Consider the following 12,611-nt stretch of genomic DNA (forward strand, 5'->3'; position numbering starts at 1 on the left):
TCCTTTTAATGTTCAATGGCGGCCCCGCAGTCGCCGCCACCAGTAGCCTAAAGACCGTCGTTGGGCCCAACTCAACAGAACGCCTTGTTGTTCTCGCATAGACTCGAGTTCCGCGATCACCGCCTCGTTCTGTGCGTGGGTGGCCTGAAGCTCCTCGCGGGCGTGTGCAAGTGACGCCTGAAGGCGATCATGTTCTGTCCGCCGGTTCTGTATCTCCTCACCCAGAGCGACATGAAACGACCGCGTGGCTGCCTCCATCAAGCTGACGTCGTTCGAGATACCGATGGCGGACTCGCCGAACTTCGACAGACGCTGCTCGAGCAATTCGACGCATTCGGTCAAACGGCGCTGCCGCTCTCCCAGATCCCGTTGAGCGTGCTCGATCTCCTGACCGGAATCCTTGAGGTATCCGGCGATTTCCGACAACACCGTTTCAGCGCGGAAACGGACTTCGACCTGCGACGGGCCATCGGTATGGCTCCATTCCAGACCGCGGACGTCCAACTCGAAATGGGGGTCCTCGCCAAGGGCGGCAAACCGGATTCCGCCCCGGTGAGACGTTACGGGCAAGGCGAACTCATTCATGGCGTTGACCCGGTCGGCGAGGTCTTCCACGACCTTGCCTCCGATGCTCAACGACCAGATCGCGAACGCGCCCGGCGCATCATCGGGATCGATTCGCAGGTGCTCGACCTTCGCACCCTCGGGAAGCTCGAACACCACATGCTGGCCGTCTTCCATCAGTACCGGATCGGCAAACAACGACCGGGACTCGTTAAAAGGCGTCGACGTCTCCCTGTAATACAGGCGGCATGCACCGGGCATCCGGGCTGGCAACGCCGGACGCCACAGTTCACGCAATGCCGCGATCTGCAGCGACATGTCTACCCGGGACTGGTCCAACGCCTGGCGCTGCAATTCATCCTCCAGCCGGAGGGGCGCGTCCAGGTAGCCGGCCGCCACTCGTGCGAGCTTCGCCGTGATCGCGTCGAACCCCTCGTCCGCCCGATTCCCGGCAGGATCGGCCGCGCAATGCAGAGCCAGGCCGTACAGCTCCAGAGCCAGGGGCTCGAATGGAGACACCGGCTTTCCACCCCGTTCCGCTTGATTATTGCGTAGGGACACATCGAGGAACCCGTCGATCTCCTCCGCAACTGCCGTTGTCGCGAGAAGGGCGACACCTAGACGCTTCCTCATGCGATCCATCTCGATCCGCCAGTCCGCCAGCAACGCCTCATACGACACGAACGCCCGCGGCAGCTCGCGGCTGGCGCGCTCGGCCTCCAGCAGGTAGGTCATCCACAGCAGATGCGCGCGTGACCGTGACAATCCGTCGCGCTTGTGCAGCGAGCCGGCTACTTCGTTGGGATGCCGGACCATCAGCAACGCGCTCGGGCGGGCTCCTGCTTGCGCCGCGACGTCCAGCCACAAGGGCACCACCCGGCTGCTGCGCGGATCCTTCACAGCCGCCACAGCGGCATCAGCATCGGCATCGGCATCGGCAAACATGTCACGCAGGAGCGGTACCAGCGCCACGCGCGCCTCGTCGGCGGCCGCACTTTCCCTCCAGTTCGGCGGCAACGGACGCGGGTCGTGCCAGGGACGATGGAACGCCGCGAACAACGTTTCCTGCGCGGCCACCACCCGCGCATTTTCGAAATATCCCTTGGGGTTGTCGGAGGTCGGCGGCAGCAGCTCCTCGCCCAGTGTCACGCCGAGCTTTCCCAGCACACCGGTGAGCGCGGACGTCCCGCTGCGGTGCATGCCAAGCACCAACAGAAGGTCGCGCCCGGCCCGCCCTCCCGCGACCGCGCCCGCATCGCCTTCCGCTGCCGTCGGTGTCGGCGCGGGAAGATCAGCGTCCGTAGGTGCCTGCGATCTGTCCAGTCCTGCCGTCTCTTTTGTGCTCATTCGTTGGTACCTATTATTCTGAACGAGCTCGCCGGCTCACTCGCAAGATCATAGAACCCTACTTTCACCCGGTCGTTGGCCCGGTGCTCCACCTTGAACATCAACACGTCCAGCATGCGGTGGAGGAACGATCCATCGACACCCTGGGCGCACCCGTTCACCCCGGCATTCATGAAATAGGTGCCGGGGAGCAGCTTGGAGTCGAAGTTGAACTCGACCAAGTAGACGTCGCCGGCCCGCACGGAATCGATCGCATCACCAAACGCGTGGCTGGCCATGCCGAACAACTCCACCCCGGCGACCGATTTGATCATCATGCCGAAATGAACAAGCCGGGCATCGCTGTCGAACTTGACACGATACCGGTAGCGATACGGTCGCCCCGGAACCAGCACATTGACTCTCTCGCCATCGGCGTTGACCAGATGCGGGTCGGATATCCGTGCGCCGCGGCTTTCATACTCGACCGTACTTTCCGACCGCAGACCCGGATCGTATCGCTCTGCATCGGATTGGTCATACGCCGCGATTACCGCTTGGTGCTCCGCAGCGGCACCGACCTGCTGCGGATCCTCTACGAGGGATTCCTCCCCCATCGAACGAAATTGGCGTCGCATCTGTTTACGCCTGTCGGGCGAGGCGTACAGCAGCTTCTGATACAGCGCGACCGTGGCCTTGGGTTGGCCTGAAAACACCAGTTCGCCGGCATCCAGCAGGATCGCGCGATCGCACAACTGGACGACGCTGCCCGCCGAATGGGAAACAAACAAAATGGTGCAACCGGACCGTTTCAATTCCTCTATGCGGGCGAAGCACTTGCGCTGGAACGCTTCGTCGCCCACCGACAGCGCCTCGTCAATGATCAGTATCTGGGGGTCGGTATTGATCGCCACCGCGAATGCGAGGCGGATGTACATGCCGCTGGAATAGGTCTTCACCGGTTGCTCGATGAAATCCCCGATATCCGCGAACGCCACGATGGCGTCGAAACGCGCATCCACTTCATGCCGGTTCAGGCCGAGCACCGCGGCATTCAGGTAGATGTTCTCCCGGCCGGTGAAGTCTGGGTTGAATCCGGCGCCCAGTTCCAGCAGCGCCGCGACCCTCCCGTTGACGCTGACGGTCCCCTGGGTGGGCTGCAGGATGCCGCAGATGACCTGGAGCAATGTCGACTTTCCGGAACCATTGCGACCGACTATGCCCACGGTCTCGCCGCGCCGGATGACGACGCTGATACCGTCAAGCGCCTGGAAACGCCCGTACCAGCCATCCGCGCGGGCGCGCAGGAGGCCGTGGATGAAGCGCTGGTGCGGCTTTCCGTACATTCTGAAAACCTTGGACACCGCATCGAGGCGGATCACCTCGTCGGCCGCCATTTCAACCGTCGCGCCATCTGCCGCGACGCCATCAGTCCTCGCCTCACAGGACATCGGCAAATCCCCGGCGCGTCGACTGGAACCACAGGCTGCCCAGGTAGGCAAAAACCAGGCTGAAGAACAGATACCACGCCAGGCCCGACCAATTGGGCAGGATGCCCCACAGGGCCACGTTCCGCATTTCGTCGATGATGAATGTCAACGGATTCAGATGGAATATCTTCTGGTATGTATCGGGCAAGGCGCTGACCGGAATGATGGCCGACGACAGGAACAGCATCGCCGTCGCGATCGGCCCGGTGATCTGGTTGATATCGCGAAAATAAACACCCAGCGCAGCCAGGAACCAGGCCAATCCGGAGAGCAACACCAGCATTGGCAAGATCACCAGCGGCACCAGCACGATGGTCGAGGGCAACGGCCCCTCAAGCACCAGATGCACCAAGGTGAACACCACCAGATTCATCGTGAAATGAAACAACGCCGACAGCAGCATGGGCCACGGCAATATCTCAAGTGGGAAGATGATCCGCTTGACGTAGTTGGGATTGCTGACTACCAGCATCGGTGACCGCATCAGGCATTCGGCAAAGAAGCCGTGGACAATCAGTCCGGCGAACAGGATCAGCGCGAAGTTCGAGGTCCCGCCGCCCATCACCGGCCACTTCGCGCGCAATATCTCGCCAAACGCCACGCTGTAAACGATCACCATCATCAACGGGCCGAGCAAGGTCCAGATCAGGCCCAGGCTGGCGCCACGGTAGCGGCCCAAGACCTCGCGCTTGGTCATTTCCCAGGTGAGCGAGCCATGCCTGGTGACCGCACCGAGCGCGCTGGCCGCGCTTAAAAAACGATTGCCCATGATTATTCCTTGCAGACCCGCTTCTTACCGCTCGGGAATCGGGATGCCCGACGGCTCAACCGCGCAACGCGCTTTCGATGTCAGATTGCAGGTCCACCACATCCTCCACGCCCACGCTGAGCCGCACGAGATTGTCCGTGATCCCCAGCGCCGTGCGCCGTTCTACCGGCACCGACGCGTGCGTCATGATTGCCGGATGGTTGACCAGGCTTTCCACACCGCCCAGGGATTCAGCCAGCGCAAACAGCTGGGTCTTTTCGCAGAAGCGGTTTGCCGCCTCGGCGCCGCCCTTCAGGTAGATGCTGATCATGCCGCCGAAGCCGTCCATCTGAAGGTTTGCGAGTTCGTGCTGCGGATGCGACTTCAAACCCGGATACAGAACCTTCTCCACCGCCGTATGCCATTGCAGCCATTGCGCCAGCTGATGGGCGTTCTCGCAATGCGCCTTCATCCGCAGATGCAGTGTCTTCAGGCCGCGCAGCGCCAGGAAGCTGTCAAACGGGCCCTGAACGGCGCCGGTGGCGTTCTGCAGAAACGCGACCTGCTCGGCCAGTTCGGCGTTATCGCCAACCACAACGATGCCGCCGACGATGTCGGAGTGGCCATTGAGGTACTTGGTGGCGGAGTGAACGACGATGTCGGCGCCCAACTCCAGTGGTCGCTGCAGGATCGGCGAGGAGAACGTGTTGTCGACCACGACGATCAGGCCGTGTTTATGCGCAATCTCGGCGATGCGACCGATGTCTACCAGCTTCAGCAGAGGGTTGGTCGGCGTCTCGATCCACACCATTTTGGTCTCGGGCCGGATCGCGGCCTCGAAGGAGGCGGCATCGGTCAGGTCGACCCAGCTGAAGTCCAGGCCCGCGCTGCGGCGGCGGACGCGCTCGAACAACCGGTAGGTCCCGCCATATACGTCATCCATCGCGATGACGTGGCTGCCGCTGTCGAGCAGCTCCAGCACCGTCGAACTCGCCGCAGAGCCGGAGGCAAAGGCAAAGCCGCGCGTTCCGCTTTCCAGCGCGGCCACGCAGCCCTCGTAGGCGAAGCGCGTCGGGTTGTGGCTGCGCGAGTACTCGAAACCCTGATGCACGCCCGGGCTGGACTGCACGTAGGTGGATGTCGCGTAGATCGGCGTCATCACCGCGCCGGTGCTTGGGTCCGGTGACTGCCCTGCATGGATCGCAAGAGTTCCCAAGCCCTGCCTGCGCCCAGCCCTGTTGGAATTGTCACTACTCATTGTGGGCGCTCCCAAACCGCGACGAATCAGCCGACAAGTTTATCACCGACGGCTGAAGGGCCCCTCACCGCTTTGAGCATCCATCGACCCGGAAATCGGTTTACCACCGGGGCGCTGGGTCGCAAGGCTCTTTGTCCCGCGGTGCTCGGGTCTACTCCACCCGCCTGCGCAAATGGTTCAGCAAGTCAATCCGTGTGATCAGCCCCAAAAAGCGGTCGCCGTCCACAATGACCGCGACGTGGCCGCGCTCGAATACGGGCAACAGCGCCTCCACCGGCTGGTGCAAATCGATCTTCTCAACCTTGCTCACCATCGCCGTGGACACGGGATCGCGGAACCCGGCTTCATCGCCATACACATGCAGCAGCAGGTCGGACTCGTCGATGATGCCGACCAGCTCGTCGCCGCGCATCACCGGCAACTGGCTGACGTCGTAGAGCTTCATGCGCTGATAGGCGGTGACCAGCAGGTCGTCGGGGCCGATGACGACGGTGTCGCGGCGCGAGAAGGGGCGCAGGATCAGGTCGCGCAGGTCGCCGTGGCGTTCCGCTTCCAGAAAGCCGTTGTCGAGCATCCAGTAGTCGTTGTACATCTTCGACAGGTACTTGTTACCGGTATCGCAGACGAACACCAGCACACGTTTGGGGACCGTCTGCGCGGCGCAGTATTTAAGCGCCGCCGCCAGCAGGGTGCCCGTCGAGGAGCCGCCGAGAATGCCTTCCTTCTCCAGCAGCATGCGCGCGGTCATGAAGCTTTCCTTGTCGCTGATCGCATAGGCCTGCTTGACGCGGCTGAAGTCGGCAATCGATGGCAGGAAATCCTCGCCGATTCCTTCCACCATCCAGCTGGCGGACTTGTCGCTCAGCGTGCCCTCGTTGATGTATTCGGTCAGGATCGAGCCGACCGGATCCGCGAGGATCAGTTCGGTGTGCGGGGATTTCTCTGCAAAGCAGCGCGACAAACCGGTCATGGTGCCGGAGCTGCCGCAGCCAAATACGATCGCATCCAGCCCGCCGACCTCAGCCATCTGGGCGAGGATCTCCGGACCGGTGACCTGCTCGTGCGCGGCGGGGTTGTCCGGATTGCCGAACTGGTTGATGAAGTACGCGCCGGGCGTCTCGCTGGCAATCCGCGCCGCCAGGTCCTGGTAGTAGTCGGGGTGGCCTTTGGCGACGTCCGAACGCGTCAGTACCACCTGCGCGCCCATCGCCTTGAGGTTGAAAATCTTCTCCCGGCTCATCTTGTCGGGAACCACGAGGATGAGCTTGTAGCCTTTCTGCTGGGCGACCAGCGCCAGCCCCAGCCCGGTGTTGCCCGCCGTGCCCTCGACCAGCGTGTCGCCGGGCGCAATGTCGCCGCGTGCCTCGGCCGCCTCGATCATCTGCAGACCGATGCGATCCTTGATGGAGCCACCGGGGTTCTGGGATTCCAGCTTGAAATACAGTTCGCACACACCGGTGTCGAGGTGTTGCGCCTTCACGATTGGCGTGTTGCCGATCAGATCGAGTACGGAGCTGGCAATTCGCATGCGGGTAACGGGTTTCTGGCGCCGGCAGTCGCGGCTGACCCGGGGATTCTAAGGGATGCCGGCACCGGCGGCCCGCAGACCGGCAGCCGGCGTCGGCAGTGCACCATGCTCAGGTAGCCTGGGCAGCGTACATTCTGACCAACTGGTCCTTGGCCGCGAGCTTTTCCCGTTTCATCTGCGCCAGCGTTGTCGTATCGATCGGCAGCACACCCAACTCGGCGTCCATCACCTTCTTGTCGAGCTTCTTGTGACGCTGGTACAGCCGCTTGAACTCGCGGTTGGAATCGATCAGGGCATCGATCTCGGGCTGGGATTGATCATCGAACATTGAGGCCTCCTTCAGCACATGGACAAACGCCCCGACCGGGCGGTCAGGGCGTGCATGGATTGGATCAGGAGATTCGCCGTCTGGAGTGTCGCGCGTTGCACCCAGGCCGCCGGGAACGCTCCCACGACGTTGTGGAAACCTGAAACCTGGGAGATCGGCGGGATTGCGGTGGTCGACGTGGCGGATCATCTACGGCTCATCGCCGGGCGGGAATCGATCGCCCGGTGATTCGACCCTACTCCGCACGTCCGGCACCGGCAAGACGCGTTGGCCGGGCCGAGGGTGCGTCCGAGGCGAAGCCCCGGCAAGAGCCTTGTCCCCACACGCTATGCCGACTTAAACCGCTGACAACCAACGATTTATTGACAAATCGGCCAGCGGCCTGGGCGCGGTTACTTCTTCTTGGGCTTCTCGTCAGGCTTGCCGCCCATCAGCTCGGCTTCCTGGCGGGCCAATTCGGCTTCGCGGGCGCGGGCGGCTTTCAGACGGGCAGCCTGAGCCCCGGCGACGTCCTTGAGCGCGGTCTCCACGTCGGCCATGGCGTCGGCGTCGCTCTGGGTCTGCATGCGCAGACGCTCCGCCTCCTCGGCGCGCACTTGGGCCTCGATACGCAGACGCTCGGCTTCGGCACGCGCGGCCGCGGCGTCACGGCGACTGGCTTCCAGCAGCAACTCGGTGCGCTCCCGTTCCAGCTCACGTATCTGCCGCTGCATCGCGGCTGTCTCCGCCGCCGCCTCGGCGATCTGCACCCGGCGGTCGGCGACGTAATACGCCGCCTCGTACTGACTCTGGCGGGCGTTGGCCAGTGCATCAACGGCGTTGCGTGCCTGCAGGCGCTCAAAGGACGCGGCATTGGCGTAGTCAGGATTGGCATCCAGTGCGACCAGCTTGCGGCCCAGGGCCTCAGCGCCGGCATCGGAGCGTCCCTGTGCGTGGGCCGGCGACACGGCGGCCGCCAGCATCAGCGCGATCGCAAGGCAACGAATATCGGTGGAGAGTCTCATCGGCTGCTCGCTCCTTCGAAACGTTCGCGAAGCTCGCGCACTTCATCGCGGCGTTGGGCCAGCTCCGCCGCTGCCTTCGCATTGGCGCTCAGGGCGATCGCGAGCTCAGCGTCGGCGCTGGCGGCGTTGGCCAGCGAGCGTGCCGCATCATTGCGACCTTCCGACATCGCCACCTGGGCGCGACTCAGGCCATCGCGTGCCGACGCAAGCTGCTCGCTGGCGTACTGGTCAGCGTCCAGATCAGTGGCCCTGGAAACGGCCTGACGCGCATCTGCCAGCTCATTGGTCGGCGGCGGCAGGGTGGCGCATGCGCCGAGCACACAAGCGAGAACTGTGCACGCGAGCAAACTGCGGAATTGTGCGAAGCTTGGATGCATATGGGGAGCCGTGGTGGAGGTGTATCGCCCGGCCATTGTGGGCAATCCGGCGTCAAGGTTGCAATGACGGCGTCCGGTCAACGGGGAGTGCGCGCATGGACATCGGCTATTTTTTGAAGCTGATGACGGAGAAGAACGCGTCGGACATGTTCTTGAGCACCGGCGCGCCGGTGTACATCAAGATCGAGGGCCGGCTGCATCCGTTGGGTAATACCGGCCTGCCGCCGGGGATGGTCAAGAAGATCGCCTATTCGCTGATGGGTGATGGCCAGGTGCCGCAGTTCGAGCGCGAGCTGGAGCTCAACATGGCCTACTCGCTGCCCGACGCCGGCCGCTTCCGCATCAACGTGTTCAAGCAGCGCGGTGAAGTCGGCATGGTGATCCGCGCGATCCGCAGCGTGATCCCATCGATCGAGGAGCTGCAACTGCCGCAGGTGCTCAAGAACATCATCCTGGAGCCGCGCGGGCTGGTCCTGATCGTCGGCTCCACCGGCTCGGGCAAGTCGACGACGCTGGCCTCGATGATCGACCACCGCAACAGCAGCGTCTCGGGGCACATCCTCACCATCGAGGATCCGATCGAGTACCTGCACCGGCACAAGCGCTCGCTGGTCAACCAGCGCGAGGTCGGCCTGGACACCCATGCCTTCCAGAGCGCGCTGAAAAATGCGATGCGCGAAGCGCCGGACGTGATCCTGATTGGCGAGATCCTCGACCAGTCGACGATGGAGGCGGCAATCGCCTTCGCCGAGACGGGGCATCTGTGCCTGGCCACGCTGCACTCCAACAACGCCGACCAGACCATCGAACGCATCCTCAACTTCTTCCCCGAGGCGGCGCACAAGAACGTGCTGATGAACCTGTCGCTGAATCTGAAGGCGGTGATATCCCAGCGCCTGGTGGTGGGCGTGGACGGCCGCCGCGTGCCTGCCGCGGAGGTACTGATCAACACGCCGCACATCCGCGACCTGATCCGCCGTGGCCAGATCCACGAGATCAAGCAGGCGATGGAGGAGTCGCTGGAGGAAGGCATCGAATCCTTCGACCAGTGCCTGTTCCGGATGCAGAAGGAAGGCAAGATCGATATCGACGAGGCGTTGCGCGCGGCCGACTCACGCGACGGACTGGCACTGAAGTTCCGCCTGTCCGACGGTGCCGACGCCGAGCACGACCAGTACGCGTCGGTGTTCTGACGCGCGCTGGCGCCGCTGCGACCGCCAGGATTCTCAGCCGGAGCCAGTCTCCGGCGCAGGAGCGTCAGGCTGGTTCTCCGGCCGTGCCGCGTCGAATTCGGGCAGCGCCAGACAGGCCTGCTCCACCCTGACCAAGGTGGGGTAAGGCGTCAGGTCCACCGCGAAGCGGCGCGCGTTGTACATCTGCGGTATGAGGCAGCAATCGGCCAGGCCGGGGACGTCGCCTTCACAGAACATCCCGGTGGACGGATGGTCATTGAGCATCGTCTCGATTGCAGCGAAGCCCTCGGCTACCCAGTGCCTGACCCACTCCTCGCGCTCGGGCTGGGGAACGCCCCATGTGCGCTCGAAATACTGCAGCACCCGCAGGTTGTTGAGCGGATGGATGTCGCAGGCGAGCGTCTGGGCGATCGCCCGCGCGCGCTGCCGATCCCGGCTGGCCGCAGGCAGCAGCGGCGGCGTGGGCCAGGTCTCGTCCAGGTATTCCAGGATCGCCACCGACTGCCGCATGACGCGGTCCCCGTGCATGAGCACCGGCACCAGTTCCTGCGGGTTGAGCTGGCGGTAGGCTTCGGCGTGCTGTTGGCCGCCGTCACGGACCAGGTGCACCGGTACCGTCTTGTAGGCCAGCCCTTTCAGGTTGAGACCGATCCTGACGCGATACGCCGCGCTGGAGCGCCAGTACGAGTACAGCGTCAACTGCTCGGTCATGCCTCTCTCCCTGGCGAGCGCGCGGTCAGTCGTTGTGGCGTTCGATGCGCTGTTCGATGGCGCCAAAGATGCTGGCTCCCTCGCGGTCGAGCATCTCGATGCGGACCGTATCGCCGAAGGACATGAACGGGGTGCTCGGCTTGCCGTCGCGCAGCGCCTCGACCGTACGCAGCTCGGCAAAGCAGGACGCGCCCAGTGCGGTGTCCTCGTTGGCGATGGTCCCCGAGCCCACGATCGTACCCGCCGACAGCGGACGGGTGCGCGCCGCGTGTGCGACCAGCTGGGCAAAGTTGAACTGCATGTCGACGCCCGCCTCGGGCGCACCGAACCACTTGCCGTTGACGTGGGTAAGCATTGGCAGGTGCAGCTTGGTATCCCGCCAGGCATCGCCCAACTCGTCGGGGGTCACGAACACCGGGCTCAGCGCCGAGCGAGGCTTGGCCTGCAGGAAGCCGAAGCCCTTGGCCAGCTCGCCTGGAATCAGGTTGCGCAACGACACGTCATTGACCAGGCCGACCAGCTGGATGTGGCCGGCCGCGGATTCGGGAGAGACAGCCATCGGCACGTCATCGGTGATGACCACCAGTTCGGCCTCTAGATCGATGCCGAACTCCTCGCTGCTCACGCGCACCGGGTCGCGCGGCCCCATGAAGCCGGCGCTGACCGCCTGGTACATCAACGGGTCGGTGTAGAAGCTCTCCGGCACCTCGGCACCGCGGGCGCGGCGGACGCGCTCCACGTGCGGCAGGTAGGCGCTGCCATCGACGAACTCGTAGGCGCGCGGGAGCGGCGCGGCAAGTATGGCCACGTCCAGTTCAAACGCGCCCTCGGCGCTGCCGGCATTGAGCGACTCGTACAAGGCATTCAGTCGCGGAGCGGCGTTGCTCCAGTCCTCGAGCGCGCGCTGCAGGATGTCGGCGATGCCCGTGGCGCGAACCGCGCGGGTCAGGTCGCGCGAAACGACGACCAGCGTGCCGTCGCGGCCGCCTTCCTTGAGGGAACCAAGCTTCATCGGAAACTCCTGATAACGGCGCCGTGGCGCGATGGTTTCAATTGTAACCGCCCGCAGCCGGGCAACAAAAAACCCGCCACGTGGGCGGGTTCTTCGTTGTATGGCAGCCCCGGATGGATTCGAACCACCGAATGCCTGAGTCAGAGTCAGGTGCCTTACCGCTTGGCGACGGGGCTATAAAGCAAATTGTAGCGTAAAGAATCTTAGCGCTTGGAGAACTGCGTCGCGCGACGTGCCTTGTGCAGACCGACCTTCTTGCGCTCGACTTCGCGCGCGTCGCGGGTCATGAAGCCAGCCTGGCGCAGCTCGCTCTTCAGCGACTCGTCGTACTCGACCAGCGCGCGGGCGATGCCCAGGCGGATCGCACCGGCCTGACCGGTCGTGCCGCCGCCGGCAACGGTAACGTTGACGTCGAACTTGTCGGTGGACTTGGTCAACTCGAGCGGCTGGCGCACGATCATGCGCGCGGTTTCGCGACCGAAGAATTCTTCGATGCTGCGCTTGTTGATGGTGATGTTGCCCTCACCCTTGCGCAGGTACACGCGGGCGGTGGAGGACTTGCGGCGGCCGGTGCCGTAGTTCTGCTGGATTGCCATGTCGTTGACCTTAGAGTTCCAGCAGCTGCGGCTGCTGGGCAGTGTGCGGATGCTCGGGGCCTGCATAGACCTTGAGCTTGCGGTACATGGCGCGGCCGAGAGGATTCTTCGGCAGCATGCCCTTGACCGCAGTCTCGATGACGCGCTCGGGATGGCGCTCAAGCGCCTGGCCCAGGGTCTCGGACTTCAGGTTGCCGATGTAGCCGGTGAAGCGATAGTACTTCTTGTCGGCCAGCTTGTTGCCGGTGACCACGATCTTCTCGGCGTTGATGACTACCAGGTAGTCGCCGGTATCGACGTGCGGGGTGTAAACCGGCTTGTGCTTGCCGCGCAGGCGGTGGGCAAGCTCGGCGGCCAGGCGGCCCAGGGTCTTGCCGGAGGCGTCGACCACATACCAGTCACGCTGGACGGTCTCGTTCTTGGCGCTAAATGTCTTCATGACTGATCTTCTTGGGTACCTTGCCGGGCTTGTTGCG

General features: G+C 63.7%; 13 protein-coding genes and 1 tRNA gene. 1 reads left to right on the plus strand and 13 read right to left on the minus strand.

Going from position 1 to position 12,611, the window contains the following annotated elements:
• Nucleotides 1-12: 12 nt before the first annotated feature.
• The 8 genes from KZ491_RS07640 to KZ491_RS07675 all read right to left on the minus strand — a co-directional run bounded on the left by KZ491_RS07640 (nt 13) and on the right by KZ491_RS07675 (nt 8,566).
• Nucleotides 13-1,641, minus strand: a complete 1,629-nt coding sequence (locus KZ491_RS07640; protein WP_222565222.1) for a hypothetical protein — start codon at nt 1,639-1,641, stop codon at nt 13-15.
• A gap of 266 nt (nt 1,642-1,907) precedes the next feature.
• Nucleotides 1,908-3,341 (minus strand): ABC transporter ATP-binding protein, encoded by a 1,434-nt coding sequence (locus KZ491_RS07645; protein WP_246606619.1) that lies wholly within the window; start codon nt 3,339-3,341, stop codon nt 1,908-1,910.
• Nucleotides 3,331-4,149, minus strand: coding sequence for an ABC transporter permease (locus tag KZ491_RS07650; RefSeq protein ID WP_222565223.1), 819 nt, complete (start codon nt 4,147-4,149; stop codon nt 3,331-3,333). Before KZ491_RS07650 ends, KZ491_RS07645 begins: the two co-directional genes overlap by 11 nt.
• 55 nt (nt 4,150-4,204) lie before the next feature.
• On the minus strand, nt 4,205-5,386 hold the full coding sequence (locus KZ491_RS07655) for a cystathionine gamma-synthase (protein WP_222565224.1): 1,182 nt from the start codon (nt 5,384-5,386) through the stop codon (nt 4,205-4,207).
• 151 nt (nt 5,387-5,537) lie between these two features.
• Nucleotides 5,538-6,914, minus strand: a complete 1,377-nt coding sequence (locus KZ491_RS07660; protein WP_222565225.1) for a pyridoxal-phosphate dependent enzyme — start codon at nt 6,912-6,914, stop codon at nt 5,538-5,540.
• 109 nt (nt 6,915-7,023) lie between these two features.
• Nucleotides 7,024-7,242 carry an HP1242/YdcH family protein gene (locus KZ491_RS07665; protein ID WP_222565538.1) on the minus strand — a complete coding sequence of 73 codons (219 nt, stop codon included), beginning with the start codon at nt 7,240-7,242 and terminating at the stop codon, nt 7,024-7,026.
• Nucleotides 7,243-7,634: 392 nt separating this feature from the next.
• On the minus strand, nt 7,635-8,246 hold the full coding sequence (locus tag KZ491_RS07670; protein WP_222565226.1) for a hypothetical protein: 612 nt from the start codon (nt 8,244-8,246) through the stop codon (nt 7,635-7,637).
• Nucleotides 8,243-8,566, minus strand: a complete 324-nt coding sequence (locus KZ491_RS07675; protein ID WP_222565227.1) for a DUF4398 domain-containing protein — start codon at nt 8,564-8,566, stop codon at nt 8,243-8,245. The genes KZ491_RS07670 and KZ491_RS07675 overlap by 4 nt, the downstream gene beginning before the upstream one ends.
• A 152-nt stretch (nt 8,567-8,718) precedes the next feature.
• Between KZ491_RS07675 and KZ491_RS07680 the strand changes: the two genes are divergently transcribed.
• The gene (locus KZ491_RS07680; protein ID WP_222565228.1) at nt 8,719-9,816 is read left to right on the plus strand and encodes a PilT/PilU family type 4a pilus ATPase; all 1,098 of its coding nucleotides are present in this window, start codon (nt 8,719-8,721) and stop codon (nt 9,814-9,816) included.
• Between the two features lie 33 nt (nt 9,817-9,849).
• Here KZ491_RS07680 and maiA read toward each other — a convergent pair whose 3' ends face one another.
• From maiA to rplM, 5 genes are all read right to left on the minus strand, one after another.
• Nucleotides 9,850-10,527, minus strand: a complete 678-nt coding sequence (gene maiA / locus KZ491_RS07685; RefSeq protein WP_222565229.1) for a maleylacetoacetate isomerase — start codon at nt 10,525-10,527, stop codon at nt 9,850-9,852.
• 25 nt (nt 10,528-10,552) lie between these two features.
• Nucleotides 10,553-11,539, minus strand: coding sequence for a fumarylacetoacetate hydrolase family protein (locus KZ491_RS07690; RefSeq protein ID WP_222565230.1), 987 nt, complete (start codon nt 11,537-11,539; stop codon nt 10,553-10,555).
• 101 nt (nt 11,540-11,640) lie between these two features.
• Nucleotides 11,641-11,715 (minus strand) — tRNA-Gln (locus tag KZ491_RS07695).
• Between the two features lie 27 nt (nt 11,716-11,742).
• A complete protein-coding gene (rpsI, locus tag KZ491_RS07700) occupies nt 11,743-12,135 on the minus strand; it encodes a 30S ribosomal protein S9 (protein WP_222565231.1) in 393 nt (130 codons plus the stop codon).
• Nucleotides 12,136-12,145: 10 nt separating this feature from the next.
• Nucleotides 12,146-12,574 carry a 50S ribosomal protein L13 gene (gene rplM, locus KZ491_RS07705; RefSeq protein ID WP_222565232.1) on the minus strand — a complete coding sequence of 143 codons (429 nt, stop codon included), beginning with the start codon at nt 12,572-12,574 and terminating at the stop codon, nt 12,146-12,148.
• Nucleotides 12,575-12,611: the final 37 nt, after the last annotated feature.

Origin of the sequence: Novilysobacter antarcticus, assembly GCF_019802285.1 — a bacterium.
In the GTDB taxonomy this organism is placed as follows: Bacteria; Pseudomonadota; Gammaproteobacteria; order Xanthomonadales; family Xanthomonadaceae; genus Novilysobacter; species Novilysobacter antarcticus.